The sequence below is a fragment of the Actinomadura geliboluensis genome (genome assembly GCF_005889745.1).
GTDB classification, from domain to species: domain Bacteria; phylum Actinomycetota; class Actinomycetes; order Streptosporangiales; family Streptosporangiaceae; genus Spirillospora; species Spirillospora geliboluensis.
The window spans coordinates 1-21,634 of record NZ_VCKZ01000057.1 but is presented as its reverse complement, the minus strand read 5'-3'; the positions used below and the strand labels follow the sequence as shown (position 1 = coordinate 21,634).

17 protein-coding genes are annotated in these 21,634 nt (G+C 73.8%); 4 read left to right on the top strand and 13 right to left on the bottom strand.

Annotated features, from left to right (window positions below):
* Positions 1-28: 28 nt before the first annotated feature.
* The 8 genes from ETD96_RS10985 to ETD96_RS10950 form a co-directional block, all read right to left on the bottom strand.
* Positions 29-1,624 carry an alpha/beta hydrolase gene (locus ETD96_RS10985; protein ID WP_240807495.1) on the bottom strand — a complete coding sequence of 532 codons (1,596 nt, stop codon included), beginning with the start codon at positions 1,622-1,624 and terminating at the stop codon, positions 29-31.
* Between the two features lie 153 nt (positions 1,625-1,777).
* Positions 1,778-3,382: an alpha/beta hydrolase gene (locus ETD96_RS10980; RefSeq protein ID WP_240807493.1), complete on the bottom strand. Its 1,605-nt coding sequence runs from the start codon at positions 3,380-3,382 to the stop codon at positions 1,778-1,780.
* A gap of 275 nt (positions 3,383-3,657) precedes the next feature.
* The gene (locus tag ETD96_RS10975) at positions 3,658-5,319 is read right to left on the bottom strand and encodes an alpha/beta hydrolase (RefSeq protein ID WP_171068968.1); all 1,662 of its coding nucleotides are present in this window, start codon (positions 5,317-5,319) and stop codon (positions 3,658-3,660) included.
* Positions 5,320-5,592: 273 nt separating this feature from the next.
* On the bottom strand, positions 5,593-6,786 hold the full coding sequence (gene ispG / locus ETD96_RS10970) for a flavodoxin-dependent (E)-4-hydroxy-3-methylbut-2-enyl-diphosphate synthase (RefSeq protein ID WP_420884746.1): 1,194 nt from the start codon (positions 6,784-6,786) through the stop codon (positions 5,593-5,595).
* Between the two features lie 115 nt (positions 6,787-6,901).
* On the bottom strand, positions 6,902-8,098 hold the full coding sequence (locus tag ETD96_RS10965; RefSeq protein WP_138636212.1) for a M50 family metallopeptidase: 1,197 nt from the start codon (positions 8,096-8,098) through the stop codon (positions 6,902-6,904).
* 36 nt (positions 8,099-8,134) lie between these two features.
* Complete coding sequence (dxr, locus tag ETD96_RS10960) at positions 8,135-9,367, bottom strand: 1-deoxy-D-xylulose-5-phosphate reductoisomerase (protein WP_138636211.1); 1,233 nt, start codon at positions 9,365-9,367, stop codon at positions 8,135-8,137.
* 29 nt (positions 9,368-9,396) lie between these two features.
* Positions 9,397-9,777, bottom strand: coding sequence for a winged helix-turn-helix transcriptional regulator (locus ETD96_RS10955; RefSeq protein WP_240807491.1), 381 nt, complete (start codon positions 9,775-9,777; stop codon positions 9,397-9,399).
* Positions 9,778-9,828: 51 nt separating this feature from the next.
* Entirely contained in the window at positions 9,829-10,875 is a 1,047-nt protein-coding gene (locus tag ETD96_RS10950; RefSeq protein WP_138636210.1) for a sensor histidine kinase, read from the bottom strand.
* 251 nt (positions 10,876-11,126) lie between these two features.
* On the opposite strand from ETD96_RS10950, the gene ETD96_RS10945 reads away from it, so the two are divergent.
* Positions 11,127-11,513: a hypothetical protein gene (locus tag ETD96_RS10945; protein ID WP_138636209.1), complete on the top strand. Its 387-nt coding sequence runs from the start codon at positions 11,127-11,129 to the stop codon at positions 11,511-11,513.
* Between the two features lie 31 nt (positions 11,514-11,544).
* Here the strand turns inward: ETD96_RS10945 and ETD96_RS10940 are convergent, their stop codons facing one another.
* The 4 genes from ETD96_RS10940 to ETD96_RS10925 all read right to left on the bottom strand — a co-directional run bounded on the left by ETD96_RS10940 (position 11,545) and on the right by ETD96_RS10925 (position 16,705).
* On the bottom strand, positions 11,545-12,744 hold the full coding sequence (locus ETD96_RS10940) for an ABC transporter substrate-binding protein (RefSeq protein ID WP_240807489.1): 1,200 nt from the start codon (positions 12,742-12,744) through the stop codon (positions 11,545-11,547).
* Positions 12,745-13,291: 547 nt separating this feature from the next.
* A complete protein-coding gene (locus tag ETD96_RS10935) occupies positions 13,292-13,663 on the bottom strand; it encodes a hypothetical protein (protein WP_138636207.1) in 372 nt (123 codons plus the stop codon).
* A 235-nt stretch (positions 13,664-13,898) separates the two neighbouring features.
* On the bottom strand, positions 13,899-15,401 hold the full coding sequence (locus ETD96_RS10930; RefSeq protein WP_138636206.1) for a CoA-acylating methylmalonate-semialdehyde dehydrogenase: 1,503 nt from the start codon (positions 15,399-15,401) through the stop codon (positions 13,899-13,901).
* Positions 15,398-16,705, bottom strand: coding sequence for an aspartate aminotransferase family protein (locus tag ETD96_RS10925; RefSeq protein WP_138636205.1), 1,308 nt, complete (start codon positions 16,703-16,705; stop codon positions 15,398-15,400). The genes ETD96_RS10930 and ETD96_RS10925 overlap by 4 nt, the downstream gene beginning before the upstream one ends.
* 143 nt (positions 16,706-16,848) lie before the next feature.
* On the opposite strand from ETD96_RS10925, the gene ETD96_RS10920 reads away from it, so the two are divergent.
* A complete protein-coding gene (locus ETD96_RS10920) occupies positions 16,849-18,465 on the top strand; it encodes a PucR family transcriptional regulator (RefSeq protein ID WP_138636204.1) in 1,617 nt (538 codons plus the stop codon).
* 62 nt (positions 18,466-18,527) lie between these two features.
* The gene (locus ETD96_RS10915; RefSeq protein ID WP_138636203.1) at positions 18,528-19,322 is read left to right on the top strand and encodes an alpha/beta fold hydrolase; all 795 of its coding nucleotides are present in this window, start codon (positions 18,528-18,530) and stop codon (positions 19,320-19,322) included.
* On the opposite strand, the gene ETD96_RS10910 is transcribed toward ETD96_RS10915, so the two are convergent.
* The gene (locus tag ETD96_RS10910; protein ID WP_138636202.1) at positions 19,297-20,292 is read right to left on the bottom strand and encodes an NAD(P)H-dependent amine dehydrogenase family protein; all 996 of its coding nucleotides are present in this window, start codon (positions 20,290-20,292) and stop codon (positions 19,297-19,299) included. The two genes, ETD96_RS10915 and ETD96_RS10910, sit on opposite strands and share 26 nt — an antisense overlap.
* A gap of 119 nt (positions 20,293-20,411) precedes the next feature.
* Here ETD96_RS10910 and ETD96_RS10905 point away from each other — a divergent pair, with 119 nt between their 5' ends.
* Positions 20,412-21,542 carry a carboxylate-amine ligase gene (locus ETD96_RS10905; RefSeq protein WP_240807487.1) on the top strand — a complete coding sequence of 377 codons (1,131 nt, stop codon included), beginning with the start codon at positions 20,412-20,414 and terminating at the stop codon, positions 21,540-21,542.
* The last annotated feature ends 92 nt before the right edge of the window (positions 21,543-21,634 follow it).

Sequence of the window (21,634 nt, the reverse complement as noted above, 5' to 3'; positions counted from 1 at the left end):
GCCCGCACACCGGCCCGGCCGCGAAAGGTCAGTGCCGCGCGGCGCCCTCGTCGTCGCGGTGCCGCTTCTTGCCCGCGCCGGGCTCGGGCGCCGCCGGGGCCTGGCACTTCGCGTCCGGTCCGGGCCTGCTCGCGGGCAGCCGGCCGTTGCCGAGGTAGGCGGCGACGGCCTTGTCGACGCAGTCGTCACCGGACAGGGCGACGCCGTGGTTGCGCCCGCCGGCCTGCACCAGAAGCCGGGACGTGGGCAGCGAGCGGTGCGTCTCCAGCGCGCCCGGGTACGGCGTGGCCGCGTCCTTCGAGGCTTGGACGAGCAGGATCGGCGGCAGCGTCGAACGCCCCTGCACGCGCGGCGGCGGGCCGCCCTGCACCGGCCAGAACGCGCAGGGCGCGTTGTACCAGGTGTTGCTCCAGGTCTCGAAGCGGTTGCCGGTGCGGTAGAGGCGCTCGCTGTCGGCGTGCCAGCGGGCCCAGTCGCGCGGCCAGGCGGCGTCGCGGCACTGGACGGCGTTGTAGACGGTGTAGTTGTTCTGGTCGAGCCGCGACGGCGGCTGCCACACCTTGCGCAGCGGGCCGGGGTCGTTCCGGACGGCGAACGCCGACAGGGCGCGCGCGTGCGCCGGCCAGGCGAGGTCGGCGTAGCCGTCGGCGAGGAAGGCGTCGTCCAGCTCGGACGGGCCGATCTTCCCGTCGATCGGCTTCGCCTTGAGCGCGGCCCGCGCCTTCGCGTAGGCGGCGGCGACCTTCTGCTCGGTGTCACCGAGCTTGTAGACCGCGTGGTGGCGGGCGATCCAGGCGAAGTAGGCGCGGATGTTCTTCTCGAACGCCACGTTCTGGTCGAGGTTGTTCTGGTACCAGACGCCGCTGGGCCGCACGACGCTGTCGAGGACCATGCGGCGGACGTGGCCGGGGTACATCGTCGCGTACACGGCGCCGAGGTAGCTGCCGTACGAGTAGCCGAAGTAGCTGATCTTCCGCTGCCCGAGGGCGCGCCGGATCGCGTCCATGTCGCGGGCCCAGTCGGCCGTCCCCATGTACGGGAGGACCGCGCGGTACCGGCGGGCGCAGTCGTCGGCGAACCCCCGCGCCTTCGCCGTCCAGGCGCGCTCCTCGGCCGGACCGGCGGGCACCGTGTCGGGGCGCGCGCGGCCGGGGTCCTGATAAGCGGGGTCGCAGATCAGCTCGGGCTTGCTGGCGCCGACGCCGCGCGGGTCGAAGCCGATCCAGTCGTAGGACGCGGCGACCTTCTCCGGCAGCGAGTCCCGGAAGAAGCCGGGCAGGTCGCGCCCGTGGGCGCCGGGCCCGCCCCGGTTCAGCAGCACCGCGCCGTTCGACCGGGCCGCGGTGTGCCGGGCCCGGGTCAGCGCGAGCGTGATCTTCTTGCCGGCGGGCCGGGCGTGGTCGAGCGGCACCCGGAGGGTCGCGCACTCCAGGCCCTTGAGCTTGCCGCCCTCGACGGGGTCCTTGGCGGGGCACGGCTTCCAGGCGAGCCCGCGCGGCGCGGGCGCGGCCTGCGGCGCGGGGCTCGCGGCGGCGGCCGCGGGCACTCCCATGGCGGCGGCCCCGAGCGCGACCGCGGCGGCGGCCGTCCGGGCGGCCGCCCTCCTTCCAGCGTCGTTCAGCACCCCCGCTTTCTACCGGCCGGGCGGCGCGGAGCGCGGGACCCCGGATCGCGCGATTCCGGGGTAAGCAGGGGCACCGGCCCCGAAACGAACCGTGGCGTGCCCGCCCCCCGAGGAGGAGGCGGGCACGCCACGGGACGGCGTGCTATCCGGGTCCTACGGGCGTCCGACCGGAAGGTCCTTGCCCGCGGTGGTGCGGGCGGCCTTCAGCGCCATGGCCGTCGGGTCCGGGTCGTTCAGCGCCGGGACGGCCTTGCAGTAGGCGTCCGGGCCGCGGTGGCTCGCCGGCAGCGCGCCGGTGTCGAGGTACGCCGCGACCTTGTCGTCCAGGCAGGCGTTGCCGTTGAGCGTGTTGGCGTGCGTCTTGCCGCCGACCTCGAACACCAGCCGCGAGGACGGGAAGACCTTGTGCATCTCCAGCCCGCCCGCGACCGGCGTGGCCGCGTCCTCGGTGGACTGGACGAGCAGCATGCCCGGCAGGTTCTTGGCGCCCTTGAGCCGGAACTCGGGCCCGCCCTTGAACGGCCAGAACGCGACCGGGGCGTTGAACCAGACGTTGCTCCAGGTGTTGAAGCGGTAGCCCTGCTCGTGGAGCTTCACCGCGTCCCGGTGCCACTTGCTCCAGTTGCGCGGCCAGCGGGCGTCGGCGGCCTGGACGGCGTTGTAGACGGCGAAGCCGTTGTCGTCGCCGCCCGCGCTCATCCAGTCGAGGAGCCCGGAGGCGTCCTCGTCGTTGACCCAGGCGGAGAGCGCCTCGGCGAAGGGGATGTAGTAGCCGGTGTTGTAGCCGGCGGACAGGACCGTGTCGTCCAGCTCGTCCGGGCCCATCTGGCCGCCGATCGGCGCCTTCTTCGCCGCCGCGCGGACGGCGTAGTACTTCGCCTCGACGGCCTTCTCGGTCTTGCCGAGGTGGTAGACCGAGTCGTACTCGGCGATCCAGGCCCACCAGGCCTTCATGTTGTGCTCGAACGCCTTGTCCTGTTCGAGCTGGGCGTCGTACCAGACCGTCTTCGGGTTGACGTTGCCGTCCAGCACCATCCGCTTCACCCGGTTGGGGAAGAGGGTGGCGTAGGTGGCGCCGAAGTAGGTGCCGTACGAGAAGCCGTACCAGCTGATCTTGTCCTGGCCGAGGGCGGCGCGGATCACCTCGACGTCGCGCGCGGCGTCGGTGGTGCGCATGTGGGGCAGCAGCCAGCCGAACTTGTCGGCGCAGTCCCGGGCGTACTTCTTGGACTTGGCGATCCAGGCCTGCTCCTCCTTCCACGAGCTCGGCACGTAGTCCGGGCGGATCGGGTCGGAGTAGTTCGGGTCGCAGGTCAGCGCCGGCTTGCTGGAGCCGACGCCGCGCGGGTCGAACCCGATGATGTCGTACTTGGCCGCGACGTCCGCGTGGCCCGTGCCGCCGATCCAGCGGGCGAGGGCGGGCGAGTAGGCGAGGCCGGAGCCGCCGGGGCCGCCCGGGTTGACGAACAGGACGCCCTGGTAGTTCTTCTCGTCGGTGTGCTTGAAGCGCGACACCGCGATGGAGATCTTGCGCCCGTTGGGCCGGCCGTGGTCGAGGGGCACCTCGACCTGCGCGCACTGGGCCTGGTTCATCGGGTCGTTCGGGCCGCTGACCTCGCACTTGCCCCAGTCGATGGACCGGACCGGGGCCGCGGCGGCGCCGGCCCGGCCGGTGTCCGCGCTCGCGGAGGCGGCGACCGCGGCGCCGCCCCCGGTCGCCACGACCACCGCGGTCGTGACGAGAACGATCTTTCTCACGTGACCCCCTCAGATCGGCGGGTCCGGCCGCCCGACTGGGCCGAAGGGGGGAACCGCGCCGATACGTAGCGGATGCGGATTGCGTGGCGATTGTGGCGGTTATGTCGTTTATGACGGCAGTCCGCCGCACGACTGGATGCCGAATCGTGACAAGATCAACGGAACTTCGTGATATCGCCGCGCGTTTGCCGCGTTCCGCGCCCGGAACGCGCGCGGGCCCCGGGGATCGCTCCCCGGGGCCCTCATGAAGCCGGCCGATCGCCGGCCCTCCGGCGTCAGCGGATGACGTCGGCCTCCAGCCGGGCGGCCTTCGAGGCCGCCGAGCCGCTCAGCGTCCGGGCGGCCGCCTGCGACGGCGGGACCGGGTCACCGAGCTGCGGGACGTGCACGGTGCGCTTCGCCGGCCGCTCTCCCCGCAGGAAGTAGGCGTCGAAGTAGGCGTCCACCTCGGCGGAGCCGCGGTGGACGATGCAGTGCGTGCGGTCGCCGTCCTGGACGACCAGGCGCGAGCCCTTGAGCCGGCGCTGCATGTCCAGCGCGCCCTCGTACGGGGTGGCCGCGTCGGCGGTCGACTGGAACATCAGGATGTTGTCCGGCAGGTCCCGGGTGTGCCCGATGTTCACCGGCGTGCCGGCCTTGGCGGGCCAGAACAGGCACGGCGCGTTGAACCAGGCGTTGCCCCAGGTCTCGAACGGGTGCTTGCGGTTGATCCGGGTGTTGTCGCGGTGCCACTTGGCCCAGCTCGTCGGCCACTGGACGTCGGTGCACTCGGTGGCGAGGTACATCGCGGTGCCGTTGTCGTCGGACTCGCCGGTCGTCGGGGCGCCGAACGTCCCGGCGAACGTGGCGGTGTCGCCGGTCTTGTAGGCGGCGAGCCCGGCGGCGTAGCCGTGCCAGATGGCCTGGCTGCGGCGGTAGCCGGCGTTCAGGATGACGTCGGTCAGCTCGCTCGGCCCGACGGCGAGGGTCTGCCCGCTGTCCTGGTCGGTGTAGTAGACCGGCTTGTCCTTGAGCTCGGCGCGCAGCCCGTAGAAGAAGTCGCGCACCTGGCGCTGGGTCGTGCCCAGGTGGTACACCGAGTCGTACTTGGCGATCCAGCCGAAGTAGTAGTCGATGTTCTTGTCGAACGCGACGTCCTGGTTGAGGTTGGCGTCGTACCAGGCGTCCGACGGGCCGACGTTGCCGTCCAGCACCATCCGGTCGACCCTCTTCGGGTACATCGTGGCGTAGGCCGACCCGAGGTAGGTGCCGTACGAGGCGCCGTAGTAGTCGATCTTGTCGTTGCCGAGCGCCTTGCGGATCGACTCGATGTCGTTGACGGAGTCGATCGTCTTGACGTGGTTCAGCAGCCCGATCTCGTCGTTGCGGGCGCAGTCCTCGGCGTAGCCCTTGGACTTGCGCAGCCAGGTGGAGACCGACTGCCGGTCGCCGGTGCCGTAGTCCGGCCGCGGCGCGTTCGACCACGCCGGGTCGCACCGGAGCGCCGGGACGCTCATCCCGACGCCGCGCGGGTCGAACCCGATGACGTTGTAGGCGTCGCGCATCGGCGCGGAGTTCTGCGCGAACACCCGCGGTCCGAAGAGCGCGCCGCCGCCGCCCGGGCCGCCCGGGTTGACGATGATGTCGCCCTTGGCCGGGCCGTCGCCGGTGTGCGGCGTCTTCGTGAGCTGCACGGTGATCTTCGTGCCGTTCGGCTTGGCGTAGTCGAGCGGCACCTGGAGCTCCGCGCACTGCACGATCTTCGAGACCGGGTACAGGCCGTCGTAGAGATCGTGCACCGTCTGGACGAAGTCCGCGGGGCAGGCGTGCCACTGCGCCGCGGCGGGATTGAAGGCTCCGGCCGTTCCGGCGGAGGGGCCCGCGGCCTGCGCGCTTGTGGCGCCCACGCCGGTGAGGCCGAGCCCGGCCACCGCGGCCACGACAACGATCCTCTTCACATATCCCCCTATCGTGCTGACTCCGGTTGAGTCAGACATACGGGTAAAAGACAGGTGATTCTGGCGTCTTTGCGGCGAGCCTCGACAGGGCCCCTCATGAGTGGATGCCGAATCGTGACAAGATCAGCGGAACTCTGTGACAACCCCGGTCGTCTCCGCGCATGCGAAAGGCCCCGGGTTCGCACCCGGGGCCCTGTTCGGCGCTCGTGCCGGACCGGCCGGCGGCGGCCTGGTCGGCCGGCGACCCTGCGGGTCAGCCGACGACCATGCGGGTCAACCGACGACGACCTCGGCGCCCGGCCCGCTGACCGAGCCGTCCTCGCCGATCTCGATGCCCATGTCGTCGGCGATGCGCATGGCCTCCTCGATGAGGGTCTCGACGATCTGCGCCTCGGGGACGGTCTTGATGACCTTGCCCTTGACGAAGATCTGTCCCTTGCCGTTGCCGGACGCCACGCCGAGGTCGGCCTCGCGGGCCTCGCCGGGACCGTTCACCACGCAGCCCATCACCGCGACGCGCAGCGGGACGGGGAAGTCCTTCAGACCGGCGGTGACCTGCTCGGCGAGCGTGTAGACGTCCACCTGCGCGCGCCCGCAGGACGGGCACGACACGATCTCCAGGCCGCGCCGGCGCAGCCCGAGCGACTCCAGGATCGCCGTGCCGACCTTGACCTCCTCGACCGGAGGCGCCGACAGCGACACCCGGATCGTGTCGCCGATCCCCTCCGCCAGCAGCGCGCCGAACGCCACCGCCGACTTGATCGTGCCCTGGAACGCCGGGCCCGCCTCGGTCACCCCGAGGTGAAGCGGGTAGTCGCAGGCCGCGGCCAGCCGCCGGTAGGCGTCGATCATCACGACCGGGTCGTTGTGCTTGACCGAGATCTTGATGTCGCGGAATCCGTGCTCCTCGAACAGCGAGCACTCCCACAGCGCCGACTCGACCAGCGCCTCGGGGGTGGCCTTGCCGTGCTTCTCCAGCAGCCGCTTGTCGAGCGAGCCGGCGTTCACGCCGATGCGGATCGGCACGCCCGCGTCCGCGGCGGCGCGCGCGATCTCGCCGACCTTGTCGTCGAACTTCTTGATGTTGCCCGGGTTCACCCGGACGGCGGCGCAGCCCGCGTCGATCGCGGCGAACACGTACTTGGGCTGGAAGTGGATGTCGGCGATCACGGGGATCGGCGACTTGCGGGCGATCGCCGGCAGCGCGTCGGCGTCGTCCTGCGACGGCACCGCGACCCGGACGATCTGGCACCCGGACGCGGTCAGCTCCGCGATCTGCTGGAGCGTGGAGTTCACATCGGCGGTGAGGGTGGTGGTCATGGACTGCACCGAGACCGGCGCGTCGCCCCCGACCGGGACGCTCCCGACCATGATCTGCCGGGACTTGCGGCGGGGCGTGCTCAGGCCCTGCGCCCCCGGCCCGTCCCCCTCGCCGCGGACATTAGGCATTCCCAGTGAAACGCTCATCCCTCTCCTCTGACTTGCGGCCCCGTACAAAGCCTAAGCGCCCCGGGAGGCGGACATGACGCCGCCCGGTATCGAAGAGTGTGCCCATCCGGCCACTCTTCGTGAACATCCCGTGTCACTCCGGTAGCCGGAGCGGGTTGAACAGGTCGGCGAGGATCAGCAGCACCCCGAACCCCACCAGCAGCAGGACCGCCAGGTACGTCAGCGGCAGCAGCCTGGTCATGTCGACCGTGCCCGGATCGGGCCGCCCGCGGACGCGGTTGACGCCCGCCCGGGCCCGCTCGTACGCGACGACGGCGAGGTGCCCGCCGTCCAGCGGCAGCAGCGGCAGGACGTTCAGCGCCCCGAGGAAGATGTTCACCGACACGACCAGCGACAGGAACAGCGCGACCTTGTCGCGGGCCGTGTCCTCGGAGGAGAAGATCTGGCCGGACACCTCGGTCGCGCCGACCACGCTGCCGACCTGGCCGCCGGGCGAACTCTCCCGCTCGGGCGAGAACAGCCGCGGGATCGCGCTCGGCAGGTCCGCCGCGACCTTGCCGATGCCCTCGACGGTCCGGCCGATGCCGCGTCCGGCGAACACCGCCGCGTCCACCGGCCCGGCCCGGTCGTACCCGCCGCCCGCGATCCTCGCGGAGACGCCGACGAACGGCTCCCCGCCCACGTCCGCGAGCGTGACCGGCAGCGTGACCTGCCCGGTGCCCGGCCGCTGGACGGTCACCTTCACCGTCTCCCCCGGCTTCGCCTTCCCGATCGCGGTGGTGAGGTCGTTCCAGTCGGAGACCGGCGCGCCGTTGAACGCGACGACCCGGTCGCCGGGCCGCAGCCCGGCCCGCGCCGCCGGCGAGGGCGGCCGGCCGTCGCCGCAGCCGCCGCGCATCGTGGCCGGGACGCAGGAGGTGACCCGCTCGACCGTGCTGGTCACCGTGCCGGGCCGCGGCTCGCCGATCGTCATGGCCATCGCCATCAGCAGCACGAACGCGAACACGAAGTTCGCGACGACGCCGGCCCCGATGACGATCGCGCGGCGCCCGGCGGGCTGCCGGTAGAACGCGCGGTCCCGGTCGGCGGCGTCGATCTCCTCCAGCGGCGTATAGCCGACGATCTTGACGAAGCCGCCGAGCGGGATCGCCTTCACCCCGTACTCGGTCTCGCCCCGGCGGGTGGACCACAGCGTCGGCCCGAAGCCGACGAAGTACTGGGTGGCCTTCATCCCGAACCGCTTGGCGGTGAGCAGGTGCCCGCCCTCGTGGAGCATCACCGATGCCAGCAGCGCGACGACGAACGCCGCCGCGCCGAGGAAGAAGGCCATCCGGGTCCCCTCGGGCTCGTGCCCGGGGTACCCGGGTCAGTCGGTTCCGGTCAGTTCCCTGCTCCTGGCACGGGCCCACCCGTCGGCCGCGAGGACGTCGTCCAGCGTGAGGTCCCCGGGCGTGCCCGAACCGTGCTCCTCCACTACCCGCGCGACGGTGTCGACTATCCCGAGGAACGGGAGCCGCCCGGCGCGGAACGCGTCCACACATTCCTCGTTCGCGGCGTTGTAAACGGCCGGCACGGTCCCGCCCAGCTCACCGGCGTGCCGCGCCAGCGCGACGGCGGGGAACGCCTCGTCGTCGAGCGGGAACAGCTCCCAGGTGTGCGCGGCCGTCCAGTCGACGCCGGGCGCGGCGTCCGGGACGCGGTCGGGCCAGTCGATGCCGAGCGCGATCGGCAGCCGCATGTCGGGCGGGCTCGCCTGCGCGAGGGTGGCGCCGTCGGTGAACTCGACCATCGAGTGGATGACCGACTGCGGGTGCACCATGACCTCGATCCGGTCCATCGGGACGTCGAACAGCAGGTGCGCCTCGATGACCTCCAGCCCCTTGTTGATCAGGGTCGCGGAGTTGATGGTGACGACCGGGCCCATGTTCCACGTCGGGTGGTTCAGCGCCTGCTCGGGCGTGACGTCCCCGAGCTCGGCGCGGCTCCGCCCGCGGAAGGGGCCGCCGCTGGCGGTCAGCACGAGCCGCCGCACCTCGTCCGCGCGCCCGCCGCGCAGGCACTGGGCGAGCGCCGAGTGCTCGGAGTCGACCGGGACGATCTGCCCCGGCCGCGCCCGCTCCTTCACCAGCGGGCCGCCCATGATGAGCGACTCCTTGTTGGCGAGGGCGAGCGTCCGGCCGGCGTCCAGCGCGGCCAGCGTCGAGGCGAGGCCGAGCGCGCCGGTCACCCCGTTCAGCACCACGTCGCACCGCCACGCGGCGACCTCGGCGACCGCGTCCGGGCCCGCGACGATCTTCGGGATGGCGAAGTCGCCGGAGGCGTAGCCGCGGCGCTTGGCCTCGGCGTAGAACGCGAGCTGCAAGTCCTGGGCGGCGGACGCCCTGGCGACCGCGACGATCTCGGGCCGGAACTCCAGCGCCTGCGCGGCGAGCAGCTCCACCCGCCCGCCGCCGGCGGCGAGCCCGGTCACCCGGAACCTGCCGGGGTTGCGGCGGACCACGTCCAGCGCCTGGGTGCCGATCGAACCGGTGGAGCCGAGGACGACGACCTCGCGCGCGGCCGCGCCGCCGCCGGAGGTGTCGGTGCTTGAGGGAGACATCACGGCTCCATTCTCGGGCACCGGCCCGCTCAGGTCTCCCCCGCGTCGTAGGCGCGGCGCGCCCGCTCCACCTTCTCCAGGTTCTCGGCGGACCATTCGGACAGCGAGGCGAACAGCGGCGCCAGGCTGCGCCCCAGCTCGCTGATCTCGTACTCGACGCGCGGCGGGACCTCGGGGTGGTAGGTGCGGACCACCAGCCCGTCGCGCTCCAGCCGGCGGAGCCGCTGCGTCAGCACCTTCGGCGTGATCGTCGCGATGTGCCGCTGCAGCTCCACGAACCGCTGCCGCCCGTACTCGTGGAGCGTCCACAGGATCGGGGTCGTCCAGCGGCTGAACACGATGTCGACGACGGGCGCGACCGGGCAAGCCAGCTCGGGGTCGACGATGTCCTGGGTGCGGGTGTCGGCCACTGGGTCCTCCGGGCGGTCGCCTTCTGCCGGGTTCCGACTGTATCCGCCGGATCAGCGGGCGCGCGGCAGCCGGAGGACGAGGCGCGCGCCGTAGGCGCCGTCGGCGACGTACAGGTCGCCGCCGTGGGCGACGGCGATCTGCCGCGCGATCGGGAGCCCGAGGCCGCTGCCGCCCTTGTCCCGGCTGCGCGCCGCGTCGAGCCGGGCGAAGCGCTCGAAGACCCGGTCCCGGTCGTCGAGCGGGATGCCGGGGCCGTCGTCGTGCACCTCGACGACCGCCTCCTCGCCGAGGCCGCGCGCCACCACCTCGATCCGCCCGGCGGCGTAGCGCTCGGCGTTGGTGAGCAGGTTGCCGAGGGCGCGGTCGAGCCGCGACCGGTTGCCCATCACCTCGATGCCCGGTTCCGCCTTCACGGTCACCGGCACGGCCGGGGACCGCCGGGCGACCAGCCGCTCCACCAGCGCGCCGAGGTCCAGGCGCTCCCGGGCGGGCAGGTCGCCGGAGTCGAGCCGGGCGAGGACGAAGAGGTCCTCGACGATGCGGTGCAGCCGGTCGACGTCGTCCAGGGCGTGCTGCAGCATGTCGCGGAGCTCGGCGTCCTCGGGGTCGCCCAGCGCCAGCTCGATGCTGGTCCGCAGGCCCGCGAGCGGGGTGCGCAGCTCGTGCGAGGCGTCGGCGATGAAGGCGCGCCGCTGCGCGGCCGAGGTCTCCAGCCGGTCGAGCAGCAGGTTGATCCGGCCGGCCAGCCGCTCGACGTCGTCGCCGGTGGCGGGCACGGCGACGCGGCAGCCCGGCTCGGCGGCGGGGAGCTCGGCCAGTTCCTCGCGGAGCCGCCGCACCGGGCGCAGCGCCCGCGCGGCGGCGCGGCGGGCGCTCCCCACGGTCAGCGCGGCCACGGCGAGGGCGAGCGGGCCCATGACGCCCGCGAGCACGCGGGCGCGGCCGGTGCGCAACCGGCGCAGCACGGCGGCCGACACGCCCACCGCGACCACCGGCGGGATGCCGTGCATGGCGATCTCGAGCGTCCCCGCACGCTCCCGTGCGGTACCGGGGCCGCGCGGCCGGACGGGCGAAGCGGCGCCGTTCCGTGCCGACATGTCTCCTTTGTACTCACAAGAGCGCCAAACAACAGCAAAGCACCCGACCCGCGGACGCATAACCCTGGTCTGCAAAGGCCCTGGTCGGACGGGTCGCGACCGCCCGCGCCGCGCATAACCCGCCCGATCTCCGGCGGGCGGGCGACACGGGCAGGCTTTGCCGCCCTTTTCACCTTCGGTAACAGTGGCAACACCCGTCCCGGCCTATAAAGGAAGGCACGTGAAGGCGACTCCCTCCAGGGGGATGGGACATGGGCCAGACAGGCGAGCCGACGATCGACCCGGACGGGCTGACCGCAGCCCAGCTCCTGGGCGACGCCTGCGTCGTCTGCCGGAAGAAATGGCCCCGGCCGCGCGTCCGCGTCGGCCGCCTGCCGGACTCGACCGGGGTGTTCGCGTGCGACGACTGCGCACCCGCCCCGCCGGCACCCCGCCCGCGGCGGGGCCCACGGGAGCCGCGCACGGACGCCGGACGGCCGGTCGGGGAGCCGGCGCCGGCGAAGGCGGCGGGCCTCGCGTCCGTCGTCGTGGAGGTCTCTCCAGGGAGAAGGGTGACCCGGGCGTTCGGGGGGAAGTCCGGGACCACCCCGCAGGCGCGTCCGGCTGGGGGCGGCCGGGCGCGCCGGAGAGACCCCTAGCGCCGCGGGCCGCGGGCGCCCACGGGCCGGCCTAGGGCTTGGCCTGCGGCTTGGCGGCCTGCGGCCGCGTCGCCTCGATCCAGGTCCTGCGCCACTCCGCGTAGTCGGTGCAGTCGTTCTTCTCCGATTCGCCGCCGCACGCCTTCGACGGCGCGTGCGCGAAGAGGATGTCGTCGAGGTAGTCCCGGTCGCCGACGTGGTAGGCGGCGCAGAAGCCGGACCTGAGCCGGTCGCCCGAGCACGCCTGCGGGTTGGCGGGGGCGACGCCGGTCCACTCGGCGACCTGCTGCTGCACGTCCGGGGACGCCGTCCACTGCAGCCACTGGTACATGCAGTTCGGGTGCTGGACGCGGGCGCCGATCATCCAGGCGTCCATCCAGCCGGTCACGCCCTCGGCCGGGATGACGCCCCGGACCGCCCGGCCCGCGCGGTTCAGCACGTCCACCTGGTAGGGCCACGCCTGGCCCAGCACCGCGCGGCCGCCCGCGAACGCGCTCACCGCGTCGGCCGGGATCTCCCAGTACTCCCCGACGTGCGGGCGCTGCTTCGCCAGCACCCGGCCGGCGGCGGCGAGCTGCCGGGGCGTCAGCGAGTACGGGTCGCGGATCTTCAGCTTGCGCTCGGCGCCCTTGAGGTAGAGCGCGGCCTCGGCGATGGCGAGCGGGCTGTCGCGCATGACGATCCGGCCGGAGTAGCGGCGGGCCTCGTCGGGGGCGAAGACCGCGGCCCAGCTCGCCGGCGGCGGGACGGTCCGGGTGTCGTACATGAGCAGGTTCGAGCCCCACACGTACGGGATGCCGTAGTGCTTGCCGTCGCGCTCCAGCAGCCCGCGCAGCTTCGGCTCCAGCTTCTTGTAGCCGTCGACCAGGTCGGTGTTGACGGGGGCGACCTGGTTCTCGGCGATCAACTGCCCGGCGACCTCGGGCGGCGCCGCGACGCCGTCGTACCGGCGGTCCTTGTCGCGCATGAGGCCGGCCATCTCCTCGGGCGTGGCGGCGACCTTCAGGCCGACCTTGCAGCCGGTGCGCTCCTGGAAGGGGGTGACCCAGTCGACGCGCGGGTCGGTGCGGCCGCTCTCGATGGAGCCGGGCAGCGTGACGAGGTTGAGCATGCCCTCGCCCGGCCCCAGGGTGCTCGCCACCCTGGCGGCGCCGGCCGGCTCCTTCGGGCCGTCGTCACTGCAGCCGGCGAGGCCCGCGGCGGCGACGGCGGCGGTTCCGAGCAGGGCCACCGCGGCCTTCGTGCGGGCCGTCCCGGGCCGTGCCACCCTCGCCCGTGCCGCCGTGACCCGTGCCGTGGCCGTCCGCCGCATGTCGCTCCCGATCCGTGCCCTGGGCCCTCCCCCTCGTGAGGCCCATCGGCGCAGCGTAGCGCCTCCGGCTCGGCGGGACGGCCCGCACTCGCCGGATCCGGGCGCCGCCGGACCGGCCGCGCCGCCATTCCGTCCGGCCCCGGCGGGTCCGCACGATTCGATCGCCGGTCCGCGCCTAATTTTCCGCCGGTGTACGCCGGGGCAGCGGGAAATTACCGAAGATCGCGACTCGGGCACGCGCCCCGGGGGTTTCTTATCGGTAAGAACTACCTGACCATTGCCGCACCATTATGTGCGGCATTCCGGACGGGCTCTCGGCGGGGGGACCGCCGGGCCCCGGCGGACGGCGGGTGCTGGCGTCCGCGCCATACACGGAGGTTGCCGGAGAGGGGTATGGCGCGGGCTGCCGTCCGGACCGGGGCCGCGGCGGCACCGGCGTCGCGCGGCGTGGGTGGGGAACAGCGGATCACCGTGCGGTGCTGCCCGGCCACGCGATCACCGGTACCCGGCCGGGCGGCGGCGGTGTGACGCCCTCGAGACGGAGGAGGTTCGAGGGACGCCGCACGTCCTGCCGGGTGTCGCGGGACGGCCGCCGAGGGCCGTCGTCGTGCTGGAGGGCCGGCCCGCGGGCCGGCGGCCGCCTCGGCGCGGCGCGGGTGACCACCTCGATCCGTGCGATGAGCCGCTGCGGGGTGTCGGCCTCCAGGAAGTCGCCGACGTCGCGGTCGCGGGGCGGCAGCGCCCACCAGTGCCCGGTGCTCGGGCCGAACCAAATGGTCCAGCCCGGAAATCGCCGTCCGAGCGCGTCCACCTCTGCTGCGTGGTCGCCTGCGGCCATGGCGCGACTCCCTTGACTGCTGACCCTGACTTTCAATTCCGGCTCAATTAATTGAGTCAGTGCGATTGTGTCGCCGGACACAGAGCGCGTCAACGGATGTTGGCATTATTCATGCCGCCGGGCGCGGCGGAAATTAACGACGGGAGAGGCGGCCGGTGGGAAAGTCCCAAACGGCCGCCGGCCTGCGCGGACGTACGGCCGGCGCCCGGGGGCGGCCGGCCGTACGTCCGATATGTCACCCGTTGGTGGGGAATCCGAGGTTCACTCCGCCATGGGACGGATCGAGCCATCGCGCGGTGACGGCCTTCGTGCGGGTGTAGAAGTGCACGCCCTCCATGCCGTGGGCGTGGCTGTCGCCGAACAGCGAGTCCTTCCAGCCGCCGAAGGAGTAGTACGCCATCGGCACCGGGATCGGCACGTTCACGCCGACCATGCCGACCTCCACCTCGTTCTGGAAGCGGCGCGCCGCCCCGCCGTCGTTGGTGAAGATCGCCGTGCCGTTGCCGTACGGGTTGGCGGAGATCAGCTCCATGGCCGCGTCGTAGGAGCCCGCCCGCACGACCGCCAGCACCGGGCCGAAGATCTCGTCCTTGTAGGCGTCCATCTCCGGGGTGACGTGGTCGAGGACGCTCGGCCCGAGCCAGAACCCGCCGCCCGCGCCGCCGAGGACGTCCGCGTCGCGCCCGTCGATCGCGAGGACGGCGCCCTGCGCGACACCGGAGTCCAGGTAGGACGCCACCTTGTCGCGGTGCGCGCGCGTGACGAGCGGCCCCATCTCCGCCTCCGGGTGGTCACCGGGACCGACCTTCAGCCCGGCGACCCGCTCCCGGATCTTGGCCATCAGCTCGTCGCCGACCGGGTCGACGGCGACCACGACGGAGATCGCCATGCACCGCTCCCCCGCCGACCCGAACCCGGCGGACACGGCGGCGTCGGCGGCGAGGTCGAGGTCGGCGTCCGGCAGGACCAGCATGTGGTTCTTCGCGCCGCCGAGCGCCTGCACCCGCTTGCCGTTCGCGGCGGCCGTCGCGTAGATGGACCGGGCGATCGGGGTGGAGCCGACGAAGCTGACCGCCTTGACGTCGGGATGGCGCAGCAGCCCGTCCACCGCGGCCTTGTCGCCGTGGACGACGTTGAACACCCCGTCCGGCAGGCCCGCCTCGGCCCACAGCTCCGCCAGCCGGACCGACGCCGACGGGTCCTTCTCCGACGGCTTCAGCACGAACGTGTTCCCGCACGCGATCGCCACCGGGAACATCCACATCGGCACCATCGCCGGGAAGTTGAACGGGGTGATCCCGGCGGCCACGCCGAGCGGCTGCAGGATCGAGTACGCGTCCACCCGCGTGGATACGTTCTCGGAGAACCCGCCCTTGAGCAGGTGCGGGATGCCGCAGGCGAACTCCACGACCTCCAGGCCGCGGGCCACCTCGCCCGCCGCGTCCGAGACCACCTTGCCGTGCTCGGCGGAGATCAGCCGGGCCAGCTCGTCCCGGTGCGCCGCGACCAGCTCCCGGAACCGGAACAGCACCCGGGTGCGCTGGGAGAGCGAGGCGTCCCGCCAGCCCGGGAACGCCGCCTTTGCGGCGGCCACGGCCGCGTCGACCTCGTCCCGGCCGGCGAAGTCGACCGTCCCGGCGAGGCGTCCCGACGCGGGCTCGTAGATCTCGCCGCGCCGCGCGGACTCCCCGTCGAACGGCTTGCCGCCGATCCAGTGCGTGACCTGCTTGCCGGTCATGACGCGGCTTCCTCGTTGACGGCTTCCAGGGACGCGATCAAGATGCCGAGGCCCTCGGCCGCCTCGGCATCGGTCAGGGTCATCGGCGGCGCCATGCGCACCACGTTGCCGTACAGGCCGCCCTTGCCGATCAGCAGCCCCCGCACGCGGGCCGCCTCCATCAGCGCGGCGGCGAGCGGCGGGCTCGGCTCGCCGGTGCGCGGGTCGGCCAGCTCGACCGCGAACATCAGGCCCTTGCCCCGCACGTCCCGGACGACCGGCAGCCGCCCGGCGGCGCCGCGCAGCCCGCCGATGAGCGTCGCGCCCTGCCGCGCCGCGTTGGCCTGGAGGTCGTGGTCGAGGAGGTAGTCGAGCGTCGCGTTCGCCGCGGCCATCGAGATCGGGTTGCCGCCGAAGGTGGAGATGCCGAGCGCGGGCAGCCCGTCCATGAGGTCGCCGCGCGCGACGACGCCGCCGACCGCGAAGCCGTTCCCGAGGCCCTTGGCGAACGTCATCATGTCCGGGGTGACGCCGTGGTTCCCGATGCCCCAGAAGCTCTCGCCCGTCCGCCCCCACCCGGTCTGGACCTCGTCGGAGACGACCAGGATGCCGTACTCGTCCAAGACGCCCTTGTAGGCGGCGAATAGGCCGTCCGGCGGCATCGTGAACCCGCCGACGCCCTGGACCGGCTCGGCGATGAGCGCGGCGACGTCCCCGCCGGTCGCGGTCGCGAGGACGTGCCGCAGGTCCGCCGTGCACGCCTCGATGTACTCCGCGTCGGACATGCCGGCGAACTGCGGGAGGTGCCGGTCGGCGCCGTGCAGGAAGTGGACGTCCAGCGGCGAGAACGACAGGTTCCGCCAGGCGCGGTTGCCGGTGACGCCCGCCGCCGCGAACGACCGGCCGTGGTAGCTCTGCCGCATCGCCAGCACCTGGTCGCTGCGCCGCGCGTACGCGGCCAGCAGCAGCGCCGTCTCGTTGGCCTCCGTCCCGGAGTTGGCGAAGAACACCTTCGCGTCCGGGATGCCGGACAGCCGGGCGATCTTCTCGGCCAGCTCGACCTGGCCGCGCAGCAGGTAGGCGGTGGAGGTGTGCACGACGCCGGTGGCGAGCTGCCGCTCCACCGCGTCCCGCACCTCGGGGACGTCGTAGCCGAGCATGTTCGTGAGGATGCCGGTGAAGAAGTCGAGGTAGCCGTTCCCCTCGGCGTCGGTCACGCGGGCGCCCTTGCCGCCGACGATCTCGATGGGGTCCGTGTAGTTGAGCGCCATCCAGGACGGCATGACCGCCCTGTGGCGCCGGAGCAGGTTCGCGTGTTCCGACATGGCACAAGTCTCGGCGGCCCGCACCGTCCGGGCCACCCCCAGAGTGTCAGGACCGGGCGCCTCCCGTTAACGGTCTGCTGGCGGCCGGCACCCGGGGACGATGTGATCATCTTCCCTGGCAGGGTGCCGGATATCATGCGGCGATGCTGCCCACCGTCGACGACGTCCTCCAGCTCGACGCGGTGCGCCGCGGCCAGCCGCGCGTCGTCGCGGGCGCGGACCGCACCACCAACCGCGTCCGGTGGGTGCACGTCGCCGAGGTCACCGACATCGCGCACCTGCTGCACGGCGGCGAGCTGGTGCTCACCACCGGGATCGCGCTGCCGGACGAGCCGGAGCGGCTGCGCGCCTACATCGCCGACCTCGCCGAGGTCGGAGTCAGCGGGCTGATGATCGAGCTGGGCCGGCGCTACGCCACCGTGCTGCCCCCGGCGCTGACCGCCGCCGCCGAGGACCACGGCCTCCCGGTGATCGTCCTCGCGCACGAGCCCGCGTTCGTGGACATCACCGAGGCGGTGCACGCGCGGATCGTCCGGGAGCAGTTCGCCGAGCTGCGCGCCTCCGAGCGGCTGCACGAGATCTTCACCCAGCTGTCGGTCGAAGGCGCCTCCACAGAGGAGGTCGTCCGGCAGGTCGCCGCGCTCGGCGGGCACCCGGTCGTGCTGGAGAACCTCGCCCACCAGGTGCTCGCCGCCGACGCCGGCGGCGCCGACCCGGCCGAGCTGCTGTCGGCGTGGGAGACCCGGTCGCGGGCCGTGCGGCCCGGCCGCCGCACCGGCTACGACCCGGTGTCCGGCTGGCTGGTCACGATGGTCGGCGCCCGCGGCGAGGACTGGGGGCGGCTGATCATCGACCTCGGCGCGCCGCCGTCGCCGCGCGACACCGTGCTGGTCGAGCGGGCCGCCACCACACTCGCACTCGGCCGGCTGCTGGACCGGCACGCCGAGAGCGTCGAGCGGCAGGCGCACGGCACGATCATCGCCCGGATCCTCGCGCACGCCTACTCCGACCCGCAGGAGGCCGCCGCCCGCGCCCGCGCGCTCGGCGTGCCGCTGTCCGGCCGCCGGCTGCTCGGCGTGGTGCTCCGGCACCGCGGCCCCGGCACGCCCGCGCCGCCGGTCGGGGAGCTGTCCGCGCTCGCCGAGACGGCCGCCGCGGCCTGCCGGGACGCCCGGCTCGCCGCGCTGGTCGGCGTGCTGGACGAGGGCGGCCCGCACGCCCGCGTCGGCGTGCTCGCCTCGCTGCCCGCACGCGCGGACGTGGAGACCGCGCTCACCGAGGTCGCCACCGGTGTCCGCAAGCGGTCCGCGGACACGGTGATGGCGGCCGGGTCGGTGGTGGAGACGATCGCCGACGTGCGCCGCTCGTTCCTGGAGGCCGAGCAGGTCGCCGGCGTCGCCGCCCGGGGCTCCGGCGCCCGGCTGTTCTACCGGCTCCCCGACCTGCGCCTGCGCGGCCTGCTGCACCTGCTCCGCGACGACGCCCGCGTCCAGACGTTCGTCGAGCGCGAGCTCGGGCCGCTGCTGGAGTACGACGCCCAGCGCGGCAGCGACCTCACCCGGATCCTGGAGCTGTACCTCGAATCGGGGCGCAACAAGGCCGTCGCGGCGCAGCAGGCCCATCTGTCCCGTCCCGCCTTCTACGAGCGGCTGCGGCGCATCGAGCGGGTCCTCGACGCCGATCTCGACGACGTGGAGTCGTGCGTGTCGTTCCACGTCGCGCTGCTGGCGCTGAGCTCCGTGCGGTGGGAGCGTCCCTGACCGGTGCCGCGTGGCCGGTGAAGGACGTCCGGGACGTCCCGCCCGCGCATACGCTTCACTCCATGACGGACGCGGCGTTGCATGTGCATCGATATGGAGACCCGGCGGGAGCGCCCGTCGTGCTGCTGCACGGTGTCACGGGGCATGGGGCGCGGTGGCGGCGGACGGCGGAGGCGTACCTGGCCGACCGGTCCGTCCTGGCGCCCGACCTGCGCGGGCACGGCCGGTCGCCGTACGAGCCGCCCTGGACGGTCGAGCGGCACGTGGCGGACGTCTTGGCCCTGCTGGACGCGGAGGGCGTCGAGCGGGCCGACCTCGTCGGGCACTCCTACGGCGGGATGATCGCGCTGCACCTGGCGCGGACGGCGCCGCGCCGCGTCCGGCGGCTGCTGCTGCTCGACCCGGCGATCGGGCTGGCCCCGGACGAGGCGGCGCGGCAGGCCCGCGGGTACCTGGCCCCGGTGTCGTTCGGCGACGTCGCGGCCGCCCGCGCCTACCGGGCGGCGCGCTGGTCGGAGTCGCCGCCCGAGGCCGTGGACGAGGAGGTCGCCGAGCACCTCGAACCCACCCCGGACGGGCGGCTGCGCTGGCGGTTCGAGCCGGCGGCGGTGGTGACGGCGTACTCGGAGATGGCCCGGCCCCATCTGACGCCGCCGCCGGACATGCCCACCCACCTGGTCATCGCGGCGCGGGCCGACCTCGTCCGCCCCGAGTTCGTGGTGGACTGCCGCACCGCGCTCGGCCCGCGCCTCGCGATCAGCGAGATCGACGCCGGGCACATGCTCTACGTCGACCGCCTGGAGGAGACCGGGACGCTGCTCGCCGGCTGGCTCAGCGGAGCAGCCGCCGCCCCGTGACCAGCGGCAGGGTGAGCGGCGTGTGCAGGCCGGGCGGCGCCTCGGCGACCGCCGGGACGGCGTTCACCATGCGCAGCGCGGTGGCGTCGGGGCCGTCGGCGCCGGCGAGGTCCAGCCGCACGGCGGGCTCGCCCGCGATCTCGACGCGGTGGCCGCGGGCCGCGCCGGGCGGCGGGGCGGGCCAGTGCGGGGCGAGGTCCGGGCGCGCCCGCAGCACGCGCTCCACCGTGATCACGGTCCGGCCGCGCAGCACCCCCGCCACCTGGAACCGCAGGCCGGCCAGGGTGCCCTTCTCGATCCGCCCGCCCGGCACGTCGATCGCCTCGGGCGCCGGGCAGGTCTCGTAGGTCTCGGTCAGGTCGTCCAGCGGGACGGCGAGGTGCCGGGCGAGGAGCCGCACCACCGGGCCCCAGCGCCGGGCCGGCGCACCCGGCCGCACGAGCGGCGGGCGGCGCCCGATCGGCTCGCCGAACCCGGCCCGCGGGCCGGCCGCGCCCCGGAACTCGGTGATCGTGATCGACTCGATCCGCCGGCAGCCGCCGCTGAGCAGCAGCGGCAGCACGTCGTGCACCGCGCCGGGCGCCACGGCGAGGCAGCCGGCGCCGCCGGTGGCGCACGCCGCGCGGAGCCGCCGGACCAGCGCGGGTTCGGCGGTCGGCGGGTCCGCCAGGGCGGGCAGGACGTGCGTGACCACGCCGGCGCCCGCCGCCAGCACGCGGCACAGGTCGCCGGCGGAGCCGCCGGTGAAGCACACGACCCGGGGCCGGCGGTCGAGGAGCCCGGCAGGGTCGGCGGTGACCGGCACCCCCAGGGAGCGTCCAGTTCCGGCCAGTTCGGCGGCATCCATCCCGGTATGGCGGGGATCGTCCGACACGACGCCGGCGAGTTCGAGGTCGGGGTGCTCGATCAGGGCCCGGAGCGTCCGCGTGCCGACGGCGCCGAGGCCCCACTGGCCGACGAGATAGGACATACCACCAACTTTCGACCAAGCGTCAGGTCAAGTGCGGGGCGCATTGTAGGCACGGACCTCCGACCAGGAGGATTGCCTCCGGGGACGTACAACCCTGCACTCCCGGGAAGGACATCCTGGTGACAGTGCACACGGGTCCGCGCACGTTCGGGGTGGAGGAGGAGCTGCTCCTCGTCGACCCGGCGAGCGGTGCGCCGCAGGCAGCCTCCGGTTCCGTCATCCGCTACGCCCGGCGGCACGACGAGCTGTTCCTCACCGGCGGGCGGCGGTCGAAGTCGCTGGAGACCGAGCTGCAGCGCGAGCAGCTGGAGACCGCCACGCCGGTCTGCACCTCGCTCGGCGAGCTGTCCGAGCACGTGCGGACGGCGCGGCTCGCGGCGGCCAAGTCGGCGGCCGGGGTCGGCGTCGCCGTCGCCGCCCTCGCCACGTCGCCGGTCAGCGTCCGGCCGTCGCCCACCCCGTCGCACCGCTACCTGCGGATGCTGGACGCCTACGGGCCCGCCGCGGGCGAGCAGCTCACCTGCGGCTGCCACGTGCACGTCGGCATCGACTCCCCGGAGGAGGGCGTCGCCGTCCTGGACCGGATCCGGCCGTGGCTGCCCCCGCTGCTCGCGCTCAGCGGCAACTCGCCGTTCTGGCAGGGCACCGACACCGGCTACGACAGCTGGCGGCACCAGGTGTGGAGCCGGTGGCCGTCCAGCGGCCCCACCGAGCTGTTCGGCTCCGCCGCCGCGTACCGGGCCACGGTGGACGCTCTGCTCGCCACCGGCGCCCTCGTCGACGAGGGCATGGTCTACTTCGACGCCCGGCTGTCGCGGCACTACCCGACCGTGGAGGTCCGGGTGCCGGACGTGTGCCTGGACGCCGACGACGCCGTGCTGATCGCCGCGTTCGTCCGGGCGCTGGTCGACACCGCCGCCCGCGCCTGGCGCCGCGGCGAGCCGCCCGCCCCGGTGCGGGCCGACCTGATGCGCCTCGCGATGTGGCGGGCCGGGCGGTCGGGCCTGCGGGCCGACCTCGTCCACCCGTGCACCGGCCGCGCGGCCCCCGCCACCGCCGTCGTGGACGCCCTGCTCGACCACGTGGCCCCGGCCCTGGACCGCGCCGGCGACCTCGGCGCCGTCACCCGGCTGCTGCCCAGCCTGCTGGAACGCGGCAACGGCGCCCGCTTCCAGCGCGACGTCCACACCCGCACCCACGACGTCCCCGCCGTGGTGGCGGCCGCCGCGGACCGCACCGTGACCGTCTGACCGCACCGTGGCCGTCTGACCGGGGCGGGAACCGGGCGGCGGGTGCGCAGCAGGGGGAGGTCGCGGACCCGCCGCCCGGGGGTCAGGACGCC